Source organism: Oceanicaulis sp. UBA6590 (assembly GCF_002433705.1).
GTDB lineage: Bacteria > Pseudomonadota > Alphaproteobacteria > Caulobacterales > Maricaulaceae > Oceanicaulis.
The window spans coordinates 46134-69482 of record NZ_DJIQ01000068.1 but is presented as its reverse complement, the minus strand read 5'-3'; the positions used below and the strand labels follow the sequence as shown (position 1 = coordinate 69482).

The window sequence follows — 23349 nt, the reverse complement described above, 5'->3', positions numbered from 1 at the left end:
ACTCAAAGTCGGGTCGCGACTGGACGCGGCGGTACGAAATGACAATCTTCCGCACCAATGGTTCGGAAATCATCAAGGATGACACTCATGAGCGAGCTCAAGCCCGGCGACAAGGCCCCTGACTTCACGCTTCCTGCAGATGGCGGTCGCCAGATCTCATTACGGGAGCTGCAAGGCAAATCGGTCGTCCTGTATTTCTATCCCAAGGACGACACCCCGGGCTGCACGACAGAGGCGATCGGTTTCTCCGAGGCGATTGACGATTTTGAGGCCGCTGGCGCTGTGGTTATCGGCGTGTCCAAGGACAGCGTAGCCAAACATGACAAGTTTCGCGACAAGCATGAGCTGAAAGTGGTCCTGGCGTCTGACGAGGCGGGCGATACGGTCGAAGCCTATGGCGCCTGGGTCGAGAAAAACATGTATGGCCGCACCTATATGGGTATTGAACGCTGCACCTATCTGATCGGCCCCGACGGCGTGATCCGGCAGGTCTGGCGCAAGGTGAAGGTCAAGGGCCATGTGGACTCCGTGCTCGAGGCCGTGAAGGCCTCCTGATGACCCGTGAGGCCCCGACCTACGTGATGGAGATGGCGGCCCGCGTAGTCGCGACCGCCGACCCGTCCGAAAAGGTGCGCCTGGCGCACGAAACTGCGCACGCCTGGAGCTCAGGACAGCTTGACGCTCCACGGTCGGGAGCGGCGTCCTGCGCGCCGGATGCGCCAGGCCGCCCCCCTCGTCCTGAACTCAAGCCGCCGGCTCAGGTTCCCCGACGCAGATTGGGCAATCCCGCCGGTCGCTTCGCGCTGATGCACGCCGTCGCCCATATCGAGTTCAACGCTATCGATCTGCATTTCGACATGGTCGCCCGGTTCGCCGGAGACGCCCGCATTGCCGACGCGCAACGTCACGGTTTTGTCTCGGACTGGATCAGCGTTGGGGATGACGAGGCGAGACACTTCACGCTGGTGCGCAGGCGATTGCAGGAGATGGGCGGTGATTACGGCGATCTGCCCGCCCATGACGGACTGTGGGAGGCCGCCAGCAACACTTCAGGCGATCTGGCCGCCCGACTTGCAGTCGCGCCCATGGTGCTCGAAGCGCGCGGTCTCGACGTCACTCCGATGATGATCGAGAAACTCGACTCGGTCGGGGATGAGGCGAGCGTGGCCATCCTCCGGATCATCTATGAGGAGGAAGTCGGACATGTCGCCGCAGGCTCGCGATGGTTCGAACATGTGTGCCGCGATGAGACGGATAGCGCCGAACACTGCTTTCATCGCCTTGTCTCGACATACTTCCGTGGACCGTTGAAGCGCCCCTTCAATGCACCGGCGCGCTCCGCCGCAGGCCTGCCCGGATGCTTCTATGAGCCCTTGGCGGAAGCCCTGTCCTGAAACCAGCGCTTGCAAGACGCGCCGACGCACGAGACATATTTCATAACAATCCATGGGAGCCGGTACGCGGCTTGCAACGGATCAGTTGATAAACGATGCGTTATCATGCGAGATAGCGCATCGAGGGGCGAGGATAGCGAGGCGACGCAGTCGGATGGTGAAACGACTACTGGCCGGACCTTGGGAGCAGATCAAACAGCGCTTCCCGGATCGGCAGATCTATCACCGGACCGAAGGTCAGGTGAGATACTTCGCTATCACTACCGAGATGCAGCTCTCGGCGATCGGCGGCGTATGCCTGCTGGCTGTCTGGCTGTCTCTGACTACGGTCGGCATGCTGCTGGACGGTCGCGCCGACCAGCGCGCCAAACAGCAATTCGCCCAGATCGAAGCGGAATACCGAAACGAGGTTGATGAGGCGCGTGCGGCTGAAGCCGCCGCCATCGCCTACATGGAATCGCGCACCGACGCCTTTGACCGCACGGCGGGCGAGTTCCAGATGCGCCATGACACGCTGCGCCGTCTGCTCGATTTTGCGGACGATCTGTCCGTGGGCGAGGAGCGCGAGAGCCCCAGCCTTGATGAAGGCCGTATCCTGATGGCCGCCTCGCCAGCGGATCCCGATCCGCGTCAGGCGCTGCTTGACCCGGTTGGTGAAGAAGCTTTTGACGGCCTCGCGGAAGAACGCGTCGCCGCTCTGCTCGCAGATCAGGAATCCGCTCTGGCCGAGGCCGAGAACGCTGCCGAACGCCGTCTCGAAAATCTGCGCGCTGTCCTGCGCCTTACCGGCATGCGCGTGGACGAAGCCATGCAGGAAGGTCCGTTGGAAAACGAGGATGGCGGCACGGGCGGCCCGCTGATCAGTCTCGATCAGGCGCCATTGTTCAGCGACGCTCTCAATCTCGAGGACCCGTTCAATGCCCGCGTCGCCCGCATCGCCAACCGGCTTGTGGAAAGCGAGCAGGTCGAAGCTTTGCTGAACGCGACGCCGCTCGGCTTGCCAATTGATGGCCCGTTTCGTGAGACATCGCGTTATGGCGCGCGAATTGACCCGTTCACGCGTCGTCTGGCCATGCATGCGGGCAAGGACTTCGCGGCGTTCCGAAACGCACCGATTGTGGCGCCTGCGCCGGGTCGGGTCGTTTACGCGGGCTGGCGGGCCGGGTATGGTCGGACCGTCGAAGTGGATCACGGATACGGGTTCCGCACGCGATATGGCCACCTTCACTCCATCGACGTGCGCCGCGGCGATGATGTGGAGCTGGGACAAAGACTGGGGGGGATGGGGTCGACCGGTCGTTCAACTGGGACGCACCTCCACTATGAAATCTGGTTCCGCGGCGAACACATTGACCCCGAAGACTACATAAGAGCCGGACGCTATGTTCACTAAAAAAGATACGCCCCCGAGCGACAACTCAGCAGCCGCCGCCGCTCCTGCTCCGACCAAGAGGTCCGCCATGAAAGCCAAAGCCCCCTCCATCCTGAGCGCTGATCTGAAGATCACCGGCTCCATCGTCTCTGATGGCGAAGTGCAGCTGGACGGCACCGTTGAAGGCGATGTGCGCGCCACCGACCTCACCATTGGCGAGGAAGCCTCGATCAAGGGCGAAGTGATCGCCGAGAATGTGGTCATCCGTGGCCGCGTGAACGGATCCGTTCGCGCCCGTCAGGTGCAGCTCTCTTCCACCGCCCGCGTGGAAGGCGACGTCATTCACGCCACCCTGGCAATCGAGAGCGGCGCGTATTTCGACGGCCTGTGCAAACGCTCCTCCGACCCGCTGTCTGATGTGAAGGCGCCGCCTGCCAGCGCCAAGCCGGCTGCGCAACCCGCCAGCTCGAGCAGCAGCTCCACGGCGTCCTCCACCACTCCGCCTCCCGCGACGGCAGCCAGCGCCGACAAGGCCGTGGCCAACGATCCGTTCACGTCGAAGTCCTGAGACTGCAGAGGCTTCTGATGAGAAAAGGGCCGGTGCTGAGCACCGGCCCTTTTGCGTTCAGGCATGCCTGAGGGCTAGTCCTCTTCGGTCTTTCCGACGCGCTGCGCCAACGCAGCGGCCATGAAGTCGTCCAGATCCCCGTCGAGCACCCCTTGGGTGTCCGAGGTCTCCACCTGCGTGCGCAGATCCTTGACCATCTGATAGGGCTGCAGGACGTAGGAGCGGATCTGATGGCCCCATCCGATATCGGTCTTGGACTCCGCATCCGCCTGGGCGGCTTCCTCGCGTTTCTGCAATTCGAGCTCATACAGGCGCGCGCGCAACATGGTCCAGGCGTTCGCCCGGTTCTTGTGCTGGGAGCGATCGGTCTGACACGCGACCACAATGCCTGTGGGTTCGTGGGTCAGGCGCACGGCGGAGTCCGTCTTGTTAATGTGCTGCCCGCCCGCGCCCGAAGCCCGGTAGGTGTCCACACGCACATCCTTGTCCTCGATCTCGATCTCGATGGTGTCGTCCACCAGCGGATAGGTCCAGACAGACGCAAAGCTGGTATGGCGGCGGCCCGAGCTGTCATAAGGCGAGATGCGTACCAGACGGTGCACCCCGGCCTCGGTCTTCAGCCAGCCATACGCCTTCTCGCCTTTCACCAGGATGGTGATGGATTTCAGGCCGGCCTCCTCGCCCGCCTGCGCCTCGATCACCTCGACCTTGAAACCGGACTTCTCCGCCCATCGGGTGTACATGCGCGCCAGCATGGAGGCCCAGTCCTGCGCCTCGGTGCCGCCGGCGCCGGGGTGAATCTCGAGATAGCTGTCATTGCCGTCCGCTTCACCCGACAACAGAGCTTGCAGTTCGGCCTTGCCCGCCCGCGCGCGGAGCGCTTTCAGCGCTTCGGTCGCGTCCTGATAAAGGTCGTCATCGCCCTCCATCTCGGCCATCTCGGCAAGCTCGAGCGTGTCGGTGAGATCGGCGTCGATCTCCTGAACCTCGGTCATCGACTGATCGAGGCGATTGCGTTCGCGCATCAGCGCCTGTGCTTCAGTCGGGCGGTCCCAGAGTGTGGGGTCTTCCGCCCTGGCGTTCAGTTCATCCAGTCTTTTCTCAGCCGTAGGCCAGTCAAAGACGCCTCCGTAGCAAGGCGGTGGACTGTTCGATGGCGTCTTTGAGTTCAGCGATCTCGGCGCGCATGGCGGATCTCCTGAGAGTCTGGATAAAAGGGTCGGAGGGGGTCGATAAACGAGGCGCAGCCCCTGGACAAGAGACTGCGCCTGTTTCGATCAGGAACCAGAGGACATACTGCTAGTAAAGGCCGCCCAGTGCGTCCTCATCCTCTTCATCATCGGGTGTGTCGGACGGGTTTCCATCCGAGAAGTCCACCCCAAGGGCGTTCGCGCCAAAACTCAGAGTTTCTTCCGCCGCCGTCTGGCCGCGTTGCGGCTCAGTGCCCGGCTTGAAGGCTTCCAGAATGACGCCGGGCCGCCCGATCACGCCGGGTTCTCCGGTTTCACGATCGATCGGCGCCAGGCTCACCCCGTCAGGAACGCGGAAAGGCGCCACCGAATAGGTCTCCAGCGCGGCGCCCAGGAACTCCGCCGCCACAGGCGCCGCCACACGGCCGCCCGCCTCGCCCGAGCCCAGCGGGCGCGGATTGTCGAAGCCGACATAGACGCCGACGACAAGGTCGGGGCTGAACCCGACAAACCAGGCGTCATGGAAATCATTGGTGGTGCCGGTCTTGCCGCCCAGCGGACGGCCGAGCGAGCGTAGCGCCGTCGCGGTGCCGCGCTCAACGGCGCCTTCCAGCATGTGCACGATCTGATAGGCGGTGACAGGGTCAACCACCTGTTCGCCCAGTTCGGGCAGACGCGGCTCTTGCAAGGAGGGATCATACCCGCCCGGCACATCACAGCCGACGCACTCTCGCTCATCATGAATATAGATGGTGTCGCCCGACCGGTCCTGAACCCGGTCGATCAGGGCCGGCTCGATCAATCGTCCGCCATTGACCAGCGCGCCATAGGCACCGATCAGACGCATCAGCGTGGTTTCCCCTGCGCCCAGCGACATGGCGAGGGTGGGCTGAAGCTCGTCATAAATGCCCGTCCGCTCACCCATGTCGACGATGGGGGCCATCCCCATATCCTGCGCAAGACGCACGGTCATCACATTACGAGACAGCTCGAGCCCGCGACGCAGGGTCGAGGGGCCGTAGAAGACCTCGGAATAGTTCTGCGGGCGATAGAACCGCATTTCCGCATCGCCCGACGCCACAAAAGGCGCGTCCAGAATGATGGAGACCGGCGTATAGCCGTTTTCCAGCGCGGCGGCATAGACGAACGGCTTGAAGGAGGAGCCGGGCTGACGGCGCGCCTGAACAGCGCGATTGAACTGGCTGTGCTGGAAGGAATAGCCGCCCACCATGGCCAGCACCCGGCCCGTGAACGGGTCGATGGCGACAATGCCGCCATTCACGGCCGGAATCTGGCGCAAGCCGTAATGATCCTCCTCGACCGTCTCGTCCGGCGCGTCTTCGGCCGCCAGATCCTCAACGATCACCACATCGCCCAGCTCGAACACGTCCGAAGGCTGGCGAATGGCGCCGCCTGTGCGGGGAAAACCATTCTCGTCGCGGCGCGGTTCCCGCGCCCAGGCCAGGGCATAGAGCGGGATCCGGCCCCGGCTGCGGTCGGCGAATCCGATCAGCGCGTCCGTGTCGGTCAGCTCCAGCACCACCGCGAGCCGCCAGCCATCATCCATATCGGCAGGCGGTTCAATCTCGGACAGCTGGTCAGGCCAGGCATCAAAACTTTCAAGCGTGGCCACCGGACCACGATAGCCGTGACGGCGGTCATAGGCCTCAAGCCCGTTGCGCAGGGCCTGACGAGCGGCGAGCTGCATGCGGGTATCAAGCGTGGTGCGGATCGACAGGCCGCCTTCATACAGCTGGTCCTGACCATACCGATTGAACACTTCACGGCGCACCTGCTCGACGAAGTATTCCGCCGCCAGATATTCGTCGCCGTCCAGGCGCTCGGCGGTTTCCAGCGGCATTTCCATGGCCGCCTCGCCCGCCTCGCGGCTGACGACGCCATTGGCGATCATGCGCGAGATCACCCAGTTGCGACGACCTATGGCCTCTTCCGTGTTCCGGGTCGGATGATAATTGCTCGGGCCTTTGGGCAAGGCCGCAAGATAGGCCGCTTCATGCAGCTCAAGCTCATCGAGCGACTTGTCGAAATAGTTCAGCGCCGCCGCCGCGATGCCGTAGGCGCGATTGCCCAGATAGATCTCGTTCAGATAGAGCTCGAGAATCTGATCCTTGGTGAAGGCCCGCTCCATGCGACGGGCGATGACGATCTCGCGAATCTTGCGGTCAATGCGCTGGTCGGAACTGAACAGGAAGTTCTTGGCGACCTGCTGGGTGATGGTCGAACCGGACTGCAGCGCCGCATTGGGATTGCGCATGCGTGCGATGATCGAGCGGATGCCCCCGCGCACCATGCCCAGATAGTCCACGCCGCCGTGGTTGTAGAAATTCTTGTCCTCGGCGGACAGATAGGCGTCGATCACCAGAGGCGGGATATTCTCGATTGGCACGAAGACCCGATGCTCGATCGCGTATTCCTGGATCAGACGTCCGTCGCCGGCATGAACACGGCTCATGATGGGCGGTTCGTATTCAGCCAGCTGCTGGTAGTCGGGCAGGTCGTCCGTCACCCGGACCACATACACAGCGCCGGCGATCACGCCGATCACGCCCAGTACGACCGCCGCGCCAGCGCCCCAGATCAGGACCCGCAAGGCGTTACTCCAACTCAACAGCTTCATCTTGCCCTCATAGACGGCGCGCAAGGCCTGCCCGCCCACACCTTATTACGCCCGCAGATGGCGCTATTATGGCGTGGGTTGGCCGTCAACCCAATGACAGATGCAGATATGAGGCCAGATCAGCGGGTGCTGGAGGCAGAGGCGGCGTTCTGGGCGATATAGCGCTCGCCCTCGCCGCCCTGACAATGCGCAAAATGAGCGTCAATGGCTGCAGCGGCAGACTGCATCAACCGGCGCCGGTCCGTCGCGCTGTTCAGGCGGCGCGCATCATTGCGATTGGTCAGGAAGCCCATCTCAAAGAGCACCGCCGGGACTTCCGCATCGATCAGCACAGCGAAATTCGCCCGCATCGGCGTGTTGCGGAACAACGGATTGACCCGGCCCACCTCGCTGCGCAGCGCATCCGCGAAACGCTCGGACTGGCTTTCCTTGTTGGTCAGCGACATCTCGACAAGGATGCGCGAGACTTCTTCGGGACGGTTGGAGTCCACCCAGTCACCCTGGCTGATGGCGCGCGAACGCGCCCGGTCCACGGCCCGGTGATTCATCGAATACACGGTGGCGCCCTCCGGGGTGGACGAGCTGCCCGCCGAATCCGCATGCAGGGAGATGAAGAGATCAGCTTCCGCCTCACGCGCAATCTCGACCCGATCATACAGGTCCACGAACACATCGCGATCCCGGGTCATGATGACCTCATACCGGCCCGTCGCATTGAGAAGGTCACGCAGTTCGAGCCCGGCAGCCAGATTCACATCCGCCTCATCCCCACCGCCAAATCGGGCCAGGGCGCCCGGATCGCGGCCGCCATGCCCCGGATCAATAACCACGCGTACGGCTTCACACGCCGGCGGCGCGGCGGAGACCACGGCGTTCTCGACAAGGAACTGGGCCATGTTCGTCGTTTCGGCCGGAAATCCGGACACCTGCTGAAAGGTGCTGGAGCCAACCGGAATCAGGTCCACGACGGTGCGGTAGCCGCCGCCATCGGGATCCAGCGAGAAATGGTGATCAATCGTGGACGGCGCTGTCAGCGCGAAGACCAGACGCGGCGCACCCGCCTGTCCATCAAACTGGAAACGCCCCACCAGGCCGTCGCCCTCGCCCTGACGATTGGGCAGTTCGGGCACGTCCCATCCGGCCTGGTCAAAGGAGACAACCAGTCGCGAAACAGGCTCAGCCAACGTGAAAGCGCGAGAATCAAGCGGGGTTTCGCTTTCGATGACGATGCGCGTGTGCGTTTCGTAGGCGCCGAACCGCACTTTCGTGATGTCGGACGCGAACGCTGACCCTGAAATCACCGTCAGGGCGCACGCGACAAGACTCGCCATCAATCGCATCATGACCACCACCATCCCGAGGTCCCAAGCGGGTTTTGCGTCATTTCAAGGCGCGCAAAACTCCATTCGACGACAAGGTAAAACGACACGCCTTGAGATTCGGTTAGCGAGTCCTTTACGAGACTCTAACACGGCGAAGCTTGCTTTTCATTGGCGACATTCTCGTGCAATGTGATTATGTTCGAAGGTCAGGAACGGACGCGTCCGCGCGCCGCCTGCATCGAATACCCTTGAAGATGGGCGCACAGGCGCAAATCTTCAGATCAGACAGATTTCTGGACGACGCGGGAGGGCCAAGGCCCGCCGCCGGCGCCACAAGCCAGAATAACTGGCGCACGGGTGACTGTTCGAATCAGAACCGCCCTTGCCCGGTTAAGGACAGACCCATGATGCGCGCTCCCGCCGCGAGATCATCTTTACTAAGAACAGATCGCCGCCGAGCGCGTTCCATCCACAATCGCTGCATGTCTGACGCCGCCTCCCAGTCGAGCGCGGCGATCGGCATGCGGTATGGAGCGTTTTTTAATGTCACGCAAAATGCTGATCGACGCCGCCCACCCGGAAGAGACCCGGGTGGTGATTGTCGACAACAATCGGGTTGAGGAATTCGATTTCGAATCGGCTTCCAAGAAGCCGATCCGGGGCAACATCTATCTTGCCAAGGTCACTCGCGTAGAGCCGTCGCTGCAGGCGGCCTTTGTTGAATACGGGGGCAACAAGCACGGCTTCCTCGCCTTCAACGAGATCCACCCCGATTATTACCAGATCCCGCACGAGGATCGCGCCGCCCTGCGCGAGGCCGAGGCCGAGGTCGCCGCAGACCTCGGAGAAGACGCCGGTTCGGACGAGGAGAACGAGGACGCTCCGGCGCCCGACGAGGATGATCTGATCGATGAAGCGGCGCGCCGTCGCCGCTCCTTCCTGCGCAAGTACAAGATCCAGGAAGTCATCAAGCGCCGTCAGGTGCTGCTCGTTCAGGTCGCCAAGGAAGAGCGCGGCAACAAGGGCGCAGCGCTGACCACCTATCTGTCGCTGGCCGGTCGGTATTGCGTGCTGATGCCCAACACCGCCCGCGGCGGCGGCATTTCTCGCAAGATCACCAATGCGTCGGACCGCAAGCGCCTGAAGTCAGCTGTCTCCGAGCTGTCCGTGCCCCAGGGCATGGGTCTGATCATCCGCACTGCGGGCGCAGCGCGCACCAAGGTCGAGATCAAGCGCGATTACGACTATCTGATCCGCCTCTGGGAGACGATCCGCACGACGACGCTGGAATCCAGCGCGCCCAAGCTGATCTATGAGGAAGGCAATCTCGTCAAACGCGTGATCCGCGATCTCTATGACAAGGAAATCGACGAGGTTCTGGTGGACGGCGAAGAGGCGTACAAGGAGGCCAAGGCCTTCATGCGCATGCTGATGCCCAGCCACGCCAAGAAGGTCCAGAACTATCGCGACGCCACTCCGCTGTTCCTGCGTCATCAGGTGGAAAGCCAGCTTGAAGCAATCCATTCGCCTGTCGCACAGCTGAAATCGGGCGGCTATATCGTCATCAACCCGACAGAAGCGCTCGTCTCCATCGACGTGAACTCGGGCAAGGCGACCAAGGAACGCAATATCGAGCAGACCGCGCTCAAGACCAATATGGAAGCGGCTGAGGAGGCCGCCCGCCAGATGCGTCTGCGCGACCTCGCCGGGCTGCTGGTCATCGACTTCATCGACATGGACGAGAACAAGAATGTTCGCGCTGTCGAGAAGAAGATGAAGGACTCCCTCAAGCGCGACCGCGCCCGCCTGCAGGTGGGCCGTATCTCCCAGTTCGGACTGATGGAGATGAGCCGTCAGCGCCGCCGGACCTCGCTGGTGGAAGGCTCCACCGATGTATGTCCGCACTGCCAGGGCTCGGGCCATATCCGCTCGATCGAATCGAGCGCACTGGTCGCCCTGCGCACGCTGGAAGAGGAAGGTGTGCGGGGCCGGACGGCCAAGGCGCGTCTGCGCTGCTCGCCTGAGGTCGCGCTGTATATTCTCAACGAGAAACGCGATCACCTCACCGCCATCGAGGCGCGCTACGACATGAGCGTCACGGTGTCCGCCGATGACAGCCTGATCCGTCCCGATTGTCAGCTCGAACGCCTGGAAAGCCGTCGCGAAGCCGCCCGCGCAGTCGCCGAAGCCGCCCGCGCCGACACCCCGCTGACCAGCGCAGACGCCGTGGAGCCGGACCTGGATATCGATGAGGACGAGGCTGACGAGGCAGAAGACAGCGCCGAACGCGACACTCGCCCTGCCCGCTCCGCATCGGATGAGACCAATGAAGACGGCTCCAAGAAGCGCCGTCGCCGTGGTCGTCGGGGCGGACGCAACCGCCGCAAGCGGAATGATGAAGCTGGCGGTCAGGACGACGCCCAGGCCGCGCTCGATAATGCGGACGATGAAAACCGCGCCGAGACCACCGACACCGCTTCGGATGATGAGGTGGCGGGCCTGCAGGTGATCGAACCTTCCGAGTCTGAACCCTTTGGCGCCAGCGAAGGCGAAGACGGCGAAGAGGCCGCACCGCGCCGCAAACGCCCCAGCCGTCGCCGTCGCAAACCCTCGGAGCGCAGCGAATCCGCCGCAGATGACAGCGAGTCGTCTGAAACCGCCGCAACCGACACGTCTGAGGACGCCCAGGCTTCTGACGACAGCCCCGCGGATCAGGATGAGGCGCCGGCGAAGCCCAAGCGTCGCACCCGCCGCAAGAAACCGGCTGAGACTGAGTCTGCAGCCGAGGCTGAGGACGCGGGTACCGCGAAACCGACTGCAGACGCTCAATCGGGCGATGCAGAGGATGAGGCGCCCGCCAAGCCCAAACGGCGCACCCGCCGCAAGAAGGCCGAGCCCGCTGCTGACGCCGCGTCTGAAACCAATGCGGCTGACGACGAAACGGCATCCGCTGATGCAGGTGACTCTGCGAAGCCCAAGCGTCGTGCGCGCCGCAAGAAGGCCGAGCCGGAAAACACCGACAAGGCGGCGCGCGAAGCCATGGAACAGGCCAGCGCACCGGCCGAACTGAGTGTTGAAGAGGCCAAGGCCGAGATCCAGGCGTCAGAGACCAACGCCGAGCCTGCGGCAGAGGCTAAAAGCGCCGAGAGTGACAATCCGGAAGACGCTGCCTCCGAGACCCGTCAGGAAACCGGCGACAGCGAAGAGGCGCGCCCCGCCAAACGCGGTTGGTGGCAGAAATCCTCCAAATTCCTTGGTCTGAGCTAGGCGAGCGAACGGCGCCGGATGTCACAAATCCGGCGCCGTTCTCACGTTCTCTGGCGTATCGTCCGCCAAGTAGATAGACTTTCGCTTCGGCTGGGCGGCTGACACTGAGGAAGGCGTTCTGAATGCTTACATCCGTGCGTCACAGCATGACCCGACTGGCCGCCGCCGCAGGCCTGGCGCTCGCCAGCCTCTCCAGCGCCCATGCTCAGGGACTGATCCGCGATACAGAAACCGAGCTTGCCATGCGGCAATATTCAGATCCGCTTCTGGAAGCGGCGGGGCTGGATGTGAACGCTGTCGATTTCTATCTCGTCGGCGACATGGACTTTAATGCCTTCGTGACGGGCGGCCAGAATATATTCCTCAATACCGGCACCATTATTCGAGCCGAAAACCCTAACGAAATCAAAGGTGTTATTGCTCACGAAATCGGGCATATCGAAGGCGCCCATATCATCCGTCGCGGCGAAGCCAGTCGCGCGGGCCTCGCCACCATGGCGGCCTCGCTGGGCGTGGGTCTGATCGCCGCGCTCGCTGGCGCCCCGGACGCCGGGGCCGCGATCATGGCTTCCGCACCGCAATTCGGTCAGCTCAACATGCTGACCTATACGCGCGCCCAGGAAGCCTCTGCCGATCAGGCGGCCGTCCGCTTTCTGACCGAGACCCATCAGTCCGGCCGAGGCCTGGTCGCCACTTTCGAGCGCCTCGCCTATCAGGAGCGCATCTCCTTCCAGCGCCGCTGGGAGTACTTCCGGTCTCACCCCCTGTCCGCCGACCGAGTCGCCGCCCTCCGCCGGAATGTGGAAGCCTCCCCCTATGCGGATGTGCCCGATACAGAGGCGGAGATTGCAGAGCTCCAACGCCTGCAAGCCAAGATCATCGGCTTCATGGCGCCGCCCGCGCAAACGTTCTCGCGATATCCCGAAACCGACACCTCCATTCCGGCGCGTTATGCCCGGGCCGTGGCCTATTACAAGCAAGGTCTGACCGAGAGCGCTGAGACGGCCGTCAACGAGCTGCTGGAAATCGAGCCGGAGAACCCGTTCTTCTTCGAACTCAAAGGCCAGATGCTCTATGAAAGCGGTTTCATCGAACGCTCGATCGAACCCTATCGCCGGTCCGTGGAACTCCTGCCGGACGCCCCGCTTCTGCGCATCGGCTACGCCTCCGCGCTCATCGCGACCAATGATGAGGCGAATGCCCGCGAGGCCCTCAGCCAGCTCCGGGTGGCGCTGGTGAGCGAACCGCAGAATGCCTACGCCTGGTTCCAGCGTTCCCTGGCGCACCAGCAACTGGGCGAAACCGCAGAGGCCGAACTGGCGACGGCGGAGCGCGCCTATGCAGTAGGCGACGAAATGCAGGCGCATATTTTCGCAACGCGCGCCCAGGAGGAGCTGGAACGCGGTACGGAAGCCTGGGTCCGGGCGACCGAGATCCTCGCCGTGACCCGGCCGGACACCCGTGAAATGCGCGAATGGAACCGGCGGGAGCGTGAACGCCGGCCCAACTTCCAGCCTCAGAGCCGGCAGATGCTGTTGCAGCCCTAAACACGCTTGTGATTGTGCCTGTTGCATCAAACGCGCTAAACGCACGGTCATGTAAGACCTGAATCCTGACTGGAGCTTTCATGCGCACCTTGCTGCTCGCCCTCGCCGTCTCTCTGGGCATGACCGCCTGCGCCCCGGCGCAAGAACCGGCCGACCGCGCCGAGATCGAACAGATCGTTCGCGATTACATCCTGCAGAATCCCGAGATCATCGAGGAAGCGCTGATCGAGCTTCAGCGCCGCGCGCGACAGCGGGAGCAGGACGCCCTGATGGGCGCTGTGACCTCCAGCGAAGACCAGCTTTTCGGGGATTCGCGTGATCCGCAGGTCGGCGCTGAGAATCCAGTGATCACCGTCGTCGAATTCTTTGACTATCGCTGCCCGTACTGCACCGTCTCCAACGAGTGGATCCAGTCCGTCCTGGAAGAGCATGGCGATCAGGTGCGCTTCATCTTCAAGGAATTTCCGATCCGCGGCGAACAATCGACCAACGCCGCGCGCGCATCGCTCGCAGTCTGGCGCGTGGCGCCTGAGAGCTATGAGGCGTTCCATAACGCCGTCATGAATGCGAGCGGCCCCCTGCCCGACGAACGCATCGACGCTTTCGCCGTCACGGCCGGGGTTGATGTGGCCGCCATGCGGGCGGAAATGGAGTCCGAAGAGATCACTCGTCAGCTCGCCGATGTTCGCCAGCTGGCCCAGTCCATCGGCATTACCGGCACGCCGTTCTTCATTGTGGGCGATACGGTCATCCCGGGCGCCGATATCGACAGCCTCGATCGCGCGGTCTCCGAGGCCCTGACGCGTTAATCACAAAATGACTGCGGCGCCGGGATTTATCCCGGCGCCGTTTACAGCTTGTTTCCCGCTCAGGATTAATCATCCCCGCAATCTGGAGGGGATGATGACGCATTTCAGACTTCTGCTCGCTGCCTGTGCAGCGCTGTCCGTGACCGCCTGCGCCAGCAAGGACGCCATAGCCGCCCGTCAGGCGCCCCAGCCGTTGACGACCCAGAGCGTCAGGGTGGACGCCGCAAGCCCCTTCTACCATCAGATGGCGCTTGGTCCTGTCACCGGAACCTCGCAATTCTCCTGGTTCCTGCCAGAACCCAACCGCACCATCCTTCGACCGCGTTTTGAGACCGCACTCGAACAGGCGGGTCTTGCCGCGCCGGATCGCGATCAGGCGCGATACGTCATATCTCTGGACTTTGACGCCGTGCACGGCCCCGACTTCGGCTCTCATATGGACGCCGCCCTTCTGGGCCGGGTCTGGATCACCGACCGCCTGACCGGACGGATCATCATGGATGAACCCGTCGCCGCCCGCCGCGAGGCCTATTGGCCCGGCGTGGAAGAAGCAGGCTGGGCCGATGGCCGCGTCTATGGCGTGCTGAACATCCTGCCCTTCTTCTATGACAGCCCCTGGTTCAGCGTCGGCGCCCGCTGGGACACCACCTACCCGCCCTATAATGGACCGGAATGGTTCCCCCTCGTCCCGATCCGCATGCGCGAAACTGATAATGCGCTGATGGTCGGCCCGTCGGGTCGAGCTTATGGCGCCTGGTCTGGCGCAGAGCGCGCCTGGCAGGTCAATGCGCTCGTCAGCGACGCCCTCGCCGCCGCGGTCATGCGTGGCATGGCCGAGCGGGACATGATCGAGATCACCCATGTGCTGCCCTGCATGGGCGGCACAGCGATGCGCGAGTATGAGCACAGCCTGCTGATGCGCGGCGAACGCGTGTCCCGCCCGGTCTGTGGCGAAGTCGTGGATGACCTGCCGGTGGGCGCGGAAGCGCTGCGCCGGTCCAGCGCGTCCTAGATCAGCAAGCGGGCGGTTCAGGCTTGATCCGCCCGTCGTCCAGAATCTGCCAGAAGGGATTGTGCGCCACTTCCCAGGCATGTCCGTCCGGGTCTGCGAAATAGCCTGAATGCCCGCCCCAGAAGACGTCCTCACCGGGCTTGAGGATGGCGCCGCCGAGCTGCGCAGCCTGATCGAGAATCGGCTGCACCTCCTCGCGGCTGCGGACATTATAGGCCAGCGCCACACGCCCGTTCGGTGGGTTCTGACGGCCCATATCCGCATCCAGCGCAGCGCCGCCGAACAACCCGACAATCACCCCGTTCAGATCAAAGAAGACGATCTGCTCGCTCTGCGACGGCAGCGCTGACCATCCCATCCCCTCATAGAAGGCCCGAGCGCGTGCGAGGTCTGAAACCCCGAGCGTAATCATAGAAATACGTTGTTCCATGGCGTCCTCCCTGACAGGCTACACCATGGAACATTGAGAGAACGCACGCAAGCGGATCAGATCAGTCCCGCCAGCGGGCTCGACGGATCGGCATAGCGCTTTTTCGGCATCCGACCCGCCAGATACGCTTCCCGACCTGCAATGACCGCGTGCTTCATGGCGCTGGCCATGCGGATCGGGTCCTTGGCCTCGGCAATGGCGGTGTTCATCAGGATTCCGTCACAGCCGAGCTCCATGCCCACCGCGGCGTCCGACGCCGTGCCGACGCCCGCATCCACGATCACCGGCACCTTCGCCTCTTCAATGATGAGACGGATATTGACCGGGTTCTGGATCCCGAGCCCCGAGCCGATCGGCGCGCCGAGCGGCATGATCGCGCAGGCGCCCGCCTCTTCCAGGCGCTTGGCGTAGACCGGATCGTCCGAGCAATAGACCATGACCTCAAAGCCTTCCTTGACCAGCATTTCGCAGGCCCGAAGGGTTTCCGCCATGTCCGGATAGAGGTGCTTGGGATCGGACAGCACTTCGAGCTTCACCAGATCCCAGCCGCCCGCTTCGCGCGCCAGACGCAGGGTGCGCACCGCGTCCTCGCCGGTGAAGCAGCCCGCCGTGTTGGGCAGGAAGGTGTATTGCCTGGGATCAATGAAATCGACGAGACGCGGCTGGCTGGGATCGGACAGGTTCACCCGGCGCACCGCAACCGTGATCATCTCCGCGCCCGAGGCCTCGAGCGCCCGCGCGTTCTGCTCATAGGTCTCATACTTGCCCGTGCCGATGATCAGGCGCGACTTGAACGTCCGTCCCGCAATGACAAGCGGGGAGTCTTGCTGGGTCTGAGCGGTCATGGCTCACCCTCCTCCGACAAAATGCACGATTTCGAGCCGGTCGCCCGCTTCGATGCGAATCGAATCATAGCCGTCGCGTGGGGCGATCTCGAGATTGCGTTCCACGGCCACCTTGCGCGGATCCAGCTCCAGATGCTCCAGCAGCCCTTTGAGGGTCAGGCTGGAAGGGATCTGGCGGGTTTCCCCGTTCAACTCGACATCGATCTGGCTCATAACCTGCGTCCCACGCACGGGTTTGCTTGTTCACACCCCCATCAGGTCGTAGAACCGGGGCTGGCAGTCAAGGCGCGCAGGCGCCCTTCAGCCTCGTCGGAGTGAGCAAACGTGTCGACCCTGAAACCCGTTTTTGTGCTGAACGGTCCCAATCTCAACCTTCTTGGGACTCGTGAGCCGGAGATCTATGGTTCGACGACACTTCAGGATATCGAGGCGCTGTGTCAGCAAACCGCTGAAAGTCTTGGCGCATCCATCGTCTTTGAACAGACCAATCATGAAGGCGCGCTGGTGGAGCTGATCCACAGGGCGGGCGCCGACGGCTCCGCCATCGTGATCAACCCCGCCGCCTACACGCACACATCGATTGCTCTGCTCGACGCAATCAAAGGGGTAGACGTGCCAGCGATAGAGGTGCATCTGTCGCAGCCTGTTGCGCGAGAGGCCTTTCGTGCGGTCTCTTATGTGTCACTTGCCGCCGCTGGCACCATCAGCGGTTTAGGCGCGCGCGGCTATGAGCTGGGGGTTAGAGCCGCTGTGCAACTGGCGCAGGCGCGTGCAAAATAATGACTAGAAAGGGTAGTGAACCTATGGCGTCCACCACGTCGAACCCGCAGGTCGATTCCAAACTCGTCCGCGAGCTGGCCGATATTCTCAATGACACCGAGCTGACCGAGATTGAGGTCGAAAAGGGCGAACTGCGCATCCGAGTCGCGCGCGAAATCACCGCTGCGCCCGCTGTTTATTCCGCCCAGCCCATGCATGCGCCGATGCCAGCGCCCGCCGCCGCACCCGCTCCTGCGCCGGCCACCGCTCCGGAAACCCCGGCCGCGACCGGCGCCGCCGACGCCAAGAGCCATCCCGGCGCCGTCACCTCTCCGATGGTCGGCACCGTCTATCTGCGTCCCTCTCCGGAAGCGGACCAGTTCAAGAAGGCTGGCGACAGCGTGAAGGAAGGCGAGACCATCTTGCTGGTTGAGGCCATGAAGACCTTCAACCCCATCACCGCCCCGAAATCGGGCACTCTGACCGAGCTGTTGGTCGATGACGCGCAGCCGGTGGAATACGGCGAAGCCCTGTTCATCATCAGCTAGGCGGCCGCTCATGTTTGATAAAGTCCTTATCGCCAATCGCGGCGAGATCGCCTTGCGGGTCCACCGGGCCTGCAAGGAAATGGGCATCAAGACGGTCGCGGTGCACTCCGAAGCCGACGCCAACGCCATGCATGTGAAGCTGGCCGATGAAAGCGTCTGCATTGGTCCGCCGCCCGCCGGCCGCTCCTATCTCAACGTGCCCGCCATCATGGCCGCGGCCGAGATCACCGGCGCCCAGGCGATCCACCCCGGCTATGGGTTTCTGTCCGAGAACGCCCGCTTCGCCGAGATCGTGGAAGCGCACGGCCTGACCTTCATCGGCCCCACCGCGGAGACGATCCGCCTGATGGGCGACAAGATCACCGCCAAGCAGGCCGCCATGGACGCCGGTATTCCGGTCGTCCCCGGCTCTGACGGCGCCATCACCGACATGGACGAGGCTCGCAAGGTCGCCAAGGCCATCGGCTTCCCGGTGCTGATCAAGGCCGCATCCGGCGGCGGCGGTCGCGGCATGAAGGTCGCGGAAAGCGAAGACAAGCTCGAAAGCGCGCTGCAGACGGCCTCGTCCGAAGCCCAGGCGGCGTTCGGCGATGGCGCGGTCTATATCGAGAAATATCTCGGCAAGCCGCGTCATATCGAGATCCAGGTCCTCGCTGACCAGCACGGCAATGTGGTGCATCTGGGTGAGCGCGACTGCTCGTTGCAGCGCCGCCACCAGAAGGTCCTCGAGGAAGCGCCGTCAGTGGCGCTGGACGCCAAAGCCCGCGCCAAGATCGGCAAGGTCGTCACTGACGCGGTGAAGGCCATCGGCTATCGCGGCGCCGGCACGGTCGAGTTCCTGTATGAAAACGGCGAGTTCTATTTCATCGAAATGAACACCCGTCTTCAGGTGGAGCACCCGGTCACCGAAGCCATCACCCGTATCGACCTGGTGCGCGAGCAGATTCGCGTCGCAGCGGGCCACAAGCTCGATTTCACCCAGGACGACATCAAGTTCGAGGGCTGGTCCATCGAGTGCCGCATCAATGCGGAAAACCCGGAAGCCTTCACGCCCTCCCCGGGCACGGTCACCGAATTCCATGCACCGGGCGGTCTAGGCGTGCGTCTCGATAGCGCGCTTTATACCGGCTACCGCATTCCGCCCTATTACGACTCCATGATCGGCAAGCTGATCGTGCACGGGCGCAATCGTGAGGAGGCCCTGCTGCGCCTCAAGCGCGCCCTGTCGGAAATGGTGGTGAGCGGGGTTGAGACCACCATTCCGCTGCATCTGGCGCTTCTGGAAGAACCTGCATTCCTCAGCGGGGACTACCATATCCGCTGGCTGGAAAGCTGGCTGGCCGAGCGCCAGGGCTCATAGACCGCGGAGATTTGTCATGCGCGGCTTCGGCGTTGAGGAATTGCTGGCTTGCTATGCACGCGGCGTATTCCCGATGGCGGAGTCGCGCAGCGACACGCGCGTCTATCTTCTGGAACCCGATGAGCGCGGCGTGATCCCGCTCGACCGGTTTCACATCCCCAAATCCCTGAAGAAGACCGTTCGCCAGGATGCCTTCACCTTCACGGTGAACCGCTGCTTTGAGACCGTCGTGCGCAGCTGCGCCGCGCCCGCTCCCGGTCGCGAGGACAGCTGGATCAATGACCAGATCCTGATGCTCTATCTGGACATGCATGCCGAGGGCCATGCCCATTCCATCGAGGCGTGGAAGGACGGCAAACTTGCGGGCGGGCTCTATGGAGTCTCGCTGGGCGCGGCTTTCTTCGGGGAAAGCATGTTCTCGCGGGAGACGGACGCCTCCAAGGCGGCGCTGGTGGCGTTGGTGGCGCGGCTCCGCACAGGCGGTTACCAGCTGCTCGACACGCAATTCAATACGGACCACCTCAAGCGATTTGGCGCCGAGACGATCTCTCAGGCAAGCTATCGAGACCTGCTGGATGCGGCGATTGAACAGCCGTCAGATTTCTTCGCCCTGCCCGAAGGCGTCAACGGCGATCAGCTTCTGCAGTCGATCACCCAGACGTCATAGACGGGATGCTCCAGCGCGTTGAGCGCCGGGTTGGATGCAAACATCCAGCCCGAAAACATCAGCTCGCCTTCCGCCTGGACGCCAAAGCCGTCCGTCCGCCGATCCTCGATCTCGAGAAAGGCATAGACCTCCGGCGGCTCTTCCGGGGGACGTTTGCGGCAATAGGGCACGGTGATCGACAACGCGCCAAAGCGCACTTCCTCACCGATCGGGGCCTCAAAATCGCGCGTGCGGGCCGTCACCTTGTCCAGACCGCGCAGAACCACGACCGATCCCGGTTCGGAGGTCAGCTCCGGCGCCTCGGGATCTTCAAGGGCTTGCAGTCCGGACGGGGCTTGCTCAGGCGCCTCGGCGCTCTGTGCGAAGAGCGAAGCAGACGCCAGTGAGGCGACGGAAAAGGCTGTGGCGGCGGTAAGAAACAGGGTGCGGATCATGGTCATCACTGTGTCAGACGTTTGAGGCGAGACCAAGGCTGTCTCAGGAGCCAGACCCTTCGCTCTGCGAAGATCCGCGGTTCATCACCGCCTGACCAATGAGGTCAAACATGTCCACTGCGCCCTGCGTGTAGGAAATCTCACCACCCGCGGCCAGAACATCCATGTCGCCGCCCGGCTCGATCTCGACGAAGGAACCGCCCAGAAGACCGGCCGTCGCGATTTTCGCGGTGGAATCCGTGGGAATTTCGATATGGCCGCTCAGCTCGAGCTCGGCCTCGGCGAAATAGGTCTCCTGGTCGAGTCGAACCGCCGTCACGGTGCCGACAGGCACACCCGCCACCCGCACATCTGCTCCGCGCGTCAGATCCCCGACCGAGGAAAAGCGCGCCGTCAGCTTGTAACCGTCCGCACCCGAGCCGTCGTCCACCTGCCCCTGGGCGTAGATGAAGAACGCCCCCGCAGCGATGAGCACGATCAGACCCAGAACGGTTTCAAGGATGGCGCCGCCACGCATGGGCTTAATCCCCCGGGGTCCAGGCTTCGTAATCGGATGCGGTCGCCTGGCGCTGCCGGGCGGACCCAGCCGTCAGCGAGCCGGTCGGGCGATAGGCGTGAAGCGTGCCTGTCAGATTGGGCTGGTGCTCCTGCTCCCAGTCCTTGCGCGGCAGCGGCGTGTTGACGGGCGCTTCATCGAAGGTGTGATGCATCCAGCCGTGCCAGTCTGAGGGCACGCGGGAGCCATCGGCATAGCCATTATAGACGACCCAACGACGGACCTTGCCGTCCGCGCCCGTGCCGCCCTTGCGTTCCTGATAGTATTTGTTGCCGAACTCGTCCTCGCCGACGAGCTCTCCCGAGCGCCAGATCGTCCAGGCCGCGCCGGCTGAGGCGCCATTCCACCAGGTGAAAGCTTTTGACAGCAGGCCAAGCATGGCGTGCTCCTTCGAACTAAAACTCGTGACCGCTATATGCCCCTGCGTATGCTCCGGGTCCAGTCATGCACCCTCATTTGGGCGCCAAAACCCTGCTTTCAATCACGCAGCGTGGCCCTTTGGCCGCTCTAGCCAGCCAGTTTTCCACGTTCAGGTTAAGACCGTCCTGTTCAGTCTTCGACTCCGGACCAGAGGCTCCGGTACCATACGGGTGATTCGCGCGCCCGATCGGTAGGAGCCGTCATGAGCCAAAATCGTCGCCTGTCCCGCAAGGGCGTTTCACCGCTGGATGATTTCGCCTTCCTCAGCCGCCAGGCGGACAGCCCGGATCCCGATACCGTGGGTGAGGAATCTGAGGTTGAACTTCTGGCCCCCGAAGGCTGGGACGCGCGAAACATTGCGGCGCTGGTGGCGCTCAGCGACGCCCAGCCGGGTGATCAGCTCCACGCCGGGCATGTACTGGGCGAGCTGGCCGAGCTTCTGTCACAAGACAGCGAGGTCGAGCGGGACGAGATGCTGGCGAGCCTGCTTCATCGCGAAGCGGCTCCCGTTGCGGCCCTGTGGCGCGGCGCCCCCCTGTCCCCCCAGAAAACCCGTCCTGTCATCGGCGCAGAGGGGCTGACTGACGCCCTCCATACGCTCAACGCCGCGGAGATGGGTCAGGCCGCCGCCAATGTGGGCGCACGCGTTCTCGCCGAACGGCTGGAAGCTGTGGCCTTGGCCTGCGTCAATTGTGACGGCGCGGATGATGAGTGCTTCGACCCCCGCCGCAACCGCGCGCTGGCCCGCGCCGTGCGCGCGGCCCGACGCGACGGCGCGCCGGATCCCATGATCGAGCGCGCGATCGCTCGCGCCCGTCAGGGTCTGATCACGCCGGAACAGGGGCTGTTCGCCACGCCCCAGGCGCCGGAGCTGCCCGATGTTCAGCTTGATCCCGCCTTCTTTGAAGCTGTCGAAGCGGATGCGCGCCTGGCCGATGGCGAGAGCGCCCGCGCCGTCATGAACCGCCTGTCCGAAGCGGTTTGGACCCATGGCCGCCCGGTCCTGCATTTCACCGAACCGCAAGCGCTCACCCCCGCCGCCATCATTCTGAACCTGGCGCGGTTTGTTCGCGAGCAGACGCTGGATGAAGACGGACTGGCCTACGCCGCGCGCCTGTGGGGCCAGACCGCCGCGTATCAATCAGGGTCGCTCTTGCTTGCGGGACTGGGAGCGACCCTGACCGCTCTCGCCCTGCCCTTTGACAGCGAAGCGGCGCGAGACCGCGCCCAGCACATCCTGCGCATTGTGCGCAGCGAATGTCCGGCGCCCGTCAGCCTCGAACGCCCGGACGCGCTGGCGGCAGGACTGATCGGCGCGGAATCGGTTGGCGTTCATCCGCCTGCCGCGCTGGACGCGCCGGGCGGCCGGCAGTTCGCCGCTTGCGTGAACGCCGCTCTGAGCGCGCTGACGCAAGACGAGCAGATTGGCGCCCGCAGGCACGCGCTTGGCGCAGGCGCCCTAGCTGGTCACAGCGCCAACTGGATCACCCAACTTGAAAACGCCGGCGTGGATCAGGCCGGGTTTGCGCGCATTGACGCCGCCCTGAGCGACGGCGTGCCGTTGCGCTTTGCGATCAACCGCTGGAGCCTGGGCCCGGAAGTTGCGCGACGGTGCGGGTTGAGTCCCGAGCATTTTGACGAAGCCGGCCCGCGTCTTCTGGAAAAGCTGGGTGTGGACCCGCTCGAAGTCGTTGCGGCCGAACGCTATGTGCACGGCGCTGGACGCCTGGATGATTGTGAAATCCTGAGCCCCGAGCTGCGGGCGGTCTTCGCCGACCCGGCGCCCGAAGCGCGTCTCGCCATGGCGGAAGCGTGCGAGGATGTGCTGGAAGGCACGGCGAGCCTTGAGCTGGCGCTTCCAGGATCGAGCTCGATTGAGGAGCTGGGCGCCCTGATCGCCTCCAGCGCCCGTCGCGGTCTGACAGGCCTTTCCATCCGCCGTGAGGGTGATGCGCTCTACGATCTTCTGAACACCATCGAATACGAAACGGGCGACTCCGTGCGCCGCTCGGTGATCGCCGAGGAGCGCGTCGTCGAACGTGTGGTGGAGAAATATGTCGAGCGAGCCGCCGAGCGCCGCAAGCTGCCCGACCGACGCAAGGGCTATATCCAGAAATCCACCGTGGGCGGCCACAAGGTCTATCTGCACACTGGCGAGTTCGAGGATGGCGAACTGGGCGAGATCTTCATCGACATGCACAAGGAAGGCGC

General features: G+C 63.5%; 22 protein-coding genes. 13 read left to right on the top strand and 9 right to left on the bottom strand.

Going from position 1 to position 23349, the window contains the following annotated elements; translation table 11 throughout:
- The first annotated feature begins 87 nt into the window (after nt 1-87).
- The 4 genes from bcp to B2Z70_RS15110 all read left to right on the top strand — a co-directional run bounded on the left by bcp (nt 88) and on the right by B2Z70_RS15110 (nt 3334).
- Nucleotides 88-555, top strand: a complete 468-nt coding sequence (gene bcp / locus B2Z70_RS15125) for a thioredoxin-dependent thiol peroxidase (RefSeq protein ID WP_009801057.1) — start codon at nt 88-90, stop codon at nt 553-555.
- Complete coding sequence (locus B2Z70_RS15120; RefSeq protein WP_292984403.1) at nt 555-1394, top strand: ferritin-like domain-containing protein; 840 nt, start codon at nt 555-557, stop codon at nt 1392-1394. Before bcp ends, B2Z70_RS15120 begins: the two co-directional genes overlap by 1 nt.
- Nucleotides 1395-1548: 154 nt before the next feature.
- A complete protein-coding gene (locus B2Z70_RS15115) occupies nt 1549-2787 on the top strand; it encodes a M23 family metallopeptidase (RefSeq protein WP_009801059.1) in 1239 nt (412 codons plus the stop codon).
- A gap of 67 nt (nt 2788-2854) precedes the next feature.
- Nucleotides 2855-3334, top strand: coding sequence for a bactofilin family protein (locus B2Z70_RS15110; protein WP_292984401.1), 480 nt, complete (start codon nt 2855-2857; stop codon nt 3332-3334).
- Between the two features lie 74 nt (nt 3335-3408).
- Here the strand turns inward: B2Z70_RS15110 and prfB are convergent.
- The 3 genes from prfB to B2Z70_RS15095 all read right to left on the bottom strand — a co-directional run bounded on the left by prfB (nt 3409) and on the right by B2Z70_RS15095 (nt 8493).
- Nucleotides 3409-4522 (bottom strand): peptide chain release factor 2 gene (prfB, locus tag B2Z70_RS15105; RefSeq protein ID WP_292984399.1). Its coding sequence is split into 2 segments (ribosomal slippage): nt 3409-4452 and nt 4454-4522, totalling 1113 coding nucleotides; the frame shifts between segments, so codons are not numbered across the junction.
- A gap of 111 nt (nt 4523-4633) precedes the next feature.
- A complete protein-coding gene (locus B2Z70_RS15100) occupies nt 4634-7162 on the bottom strand; it encodes a penicillin-binding protein 1A (protein WP_292984397.1) in 2529 nt (842 codons plus the stop codon).
- A 119-nt stretch (nt 7163-7281) separates the two neighbouring features.
- Complete coding sequence (locus B2Z70_RS15095; RefSeq protein WP_162010960.1) at nt 7282-8493, bottom strand: N-acetylmuramoyl-L-alanine amidase; 1212 nt, start codon at nt 8491-8493, stop codon at nt 7282-7284.
- 534 nt (nt 8494-9027) lie between these two features.
- Between B2Z70_RS15095 and B2Z70_RS15090 the strand changes: the two genes are divergently transcribed.
- The 4 genes from B2Z70_RS15090 to B2Z70_RS15075 all read left to right on the top strand — a co-directional run bounded on the left by B2Z70_RS15090 (nt 9028) and on the right by B2Z70_RS15075 (nt 15119).
- On the top strand, nt 9028-11751 hold the full coding sequence (locus B2Z70_RS15090; RefSeq protein ID WP_292984394.1) for a ribonuclease E/G: 2724 nt from the start codon (nt 9028-9030) through the stop codon (nt 11749-11751).
- Nucleotides 11752-11873: 122 nt separating this feature from the next.
- A complete protein-coding gene (locus tag B2Z70_RS15085; RefSeq protein WP_292984392.1) occupies nt 11874-13298 on the top strand; it encodes a M48 family metalloprotease in 1425 nt (474 codons plus the stop codon).
- Between the two features lie 80 nt (nt 13299-13378).
- Nucleotides 13379-14107 carry a DsbA family protein gene (locus B2Z70_RS15080; RefSeq protein WP_009801067.1) on the top strand — a complete coding sequence of 243 codons (729 nt, stop codon included), beginning with the start codon at nt 13379-13381 and terminating at the stop codon, nt 14105-14107.
- Nucleotides 14108-14201: 94 nt separating this feature from the next.
- Nucleotides 14202-15119, top strand: a complete 918-nt coding sequence (locus B2Z70_RS15075; RefSeq protein WP_292984390.1) for a hypothetical protein — start codon at nt 14202-14204, stop codon at nt 15117-15119.
- Between the two features lies 1 nt (nt 15120).
- Here B2Z70_RS15075 and B2Z70_RS15070 read toward each other — a convergent pair whose 3' ends face one another.
- From B2Z70_RS15070 to thiS, 3 genes are read right to left on the bottom strand one after another with little or no spacing between them, the layout of a single operon-like run.
- Nucleotides 15121-15549 (bottom strand): VOC family protein, encoded by a 429-nt coding sequence (locus tag B2Z70_RS15070; protein WP_292984388.1) that lies wholly within the window; start codon nt 15547-15549, stop codon nt 15121-15123.
- Nucleotides 15550-15605: 56 nt separating this feature from the next.
- A complete protein-coding gene (locus B2Z70_RS15065) occupies nt 15606-16394 on the bottom strand; it encodes a thiazole synthase (protein ID WP_009801069.1) in 789 nt (262 codons plus the stop codon).
- A 3-nt stretch (nt 16395-16397) separates the two neighbouring features.
- Complete coding sequence (gene thiS, locus B2Z70_RS15060; RefSeq protein ID WP_009801070.1) at nt 16398-16607, bottom strand: sulfur carrier protein ThiS; 210 nt, start codon at nt 16605-16607, stop codon at nt 16398-16400.
- Between the two features lie 120 nt (nt 16608-16727).
- On the opposite strand from thiS, the gene aroQ reads away from it, so the two are divergent.
- Genes aroQ through aat form a run of 4 tightly spaced genes read left to right on the top strand, consistent with a single transcriptional unit; the run spans nt 16728 to nt 19728 of the window.
- Nucleotides 16728-17174 carry a type II 3-dehydroquinate dehydratase gene (aroQ, locus tag B2Z70_RS15055; protein WP_040613010.1) on the top strand — a complete coding sequence of 149 codons (447 nt, stop codon included), beginning with the start codon at nt 16728-16730 and terminating at the stop codon, nt 17172-17174.
- Nucleotides 17175-17197: 23 nt separating this feature from the next.
- On the top strand, nt 17198-17701 hold the full coding sequence (accB, locus tag B2Z70_RS15050) for an acetyl-CoA carboxylase biotin carboxyl carrier protein (protein WP_009801072.1): 504 nt from the start codon (nt 17198-17200) through the stop codon (nt 17699-17701).
- Between the two features lie 10 nt (nt 17702-17711).
- Nucleotides 17712-19061 (top strand): acetyl-CoA carboxylase biotin carboxylase subunit, encoded by a 1350-nt coding sequence (gene accC / locus B2Z70_RS15045; protein ID WP_292984384.1) that lies wholly within the window; start codon nt 17712-17714, stop codon nt 19059-19061.
- A gap of 16 nt (nt 19062-19077) precedes the next feature.
- Nucleotides 19078-19728 (top strand): leucyl/phenylalanyl-tRNA--protein transferase, encoded by a 651-nt coding sequence (gene aat / locus B2Z70_RS15040; protein WP_009801074.1) that lies wholly within the window; start codon nt 19078-19080, stop codon nt 19726-19728.
- Here aat and B2Z70_RS15035 read toward each other — a convergent pair.
- The 3 genes from B2Z70_RS15035 to B2Z70_RS15025 are packed head-to-tail and all read right to left on the bottom strand — an operon-like array spanning nt 19695 to nt 21097.
- Nucleotides 19695-20168 carry a DUF2155 domain-containing protein gene (locus tag B2Z70_RS15035; RefSeq protein ID WP_009801075.1) on the bottom strand — a complete coding sequence of 158 codons (474 nt, stop codon included), beginning with the start codon at nt 20166-20168 and terminating at the stop codon, nt 19695-19697. The two genes, aat and B2Z70_RS15035, sit on opposite strands and share 34 nt — an antisense overlap.
- 37 nt (nt 20169-20205) lie before the next feature.
- Nucleotides 20206-20679, bottom strand: coding sequence for an outer membrane lipid asymmetry maintenance protein MlaD (gene mlaD / locus B2Z70_RS15030; RefSeq protein WP_292984381.1), 474 nt, complete (start codon nt 20677-20679; stop codon nt 20206-20208).
- Nucleotides 20680-20683: 4 nt separating this feature from the next.
- Entirely contained in the window at nt 20684-21097 is a 414-nt protein-coding gene (locus tag B2Z70_RS15025) for an NADH:ubiquinone oxidoreductase subunit NDUFA12 (protein WP_009801077.1), read from the bottom strand.
- 243 nt (nt 21098-21340) lie between these two features.
- Between B2Z70_RS15025 and B2Z70_RS15020 the strand changes: the two genes are divergently transcribed.
- Nucleotides 21341-23349: vitamin B12-dependent ribonucleotide reductase (locus B2Z70_RS15020; protein ID WP_518167581.1), on the top strand; the 2009-nt coding region annotated here is incomplete at its 3' end.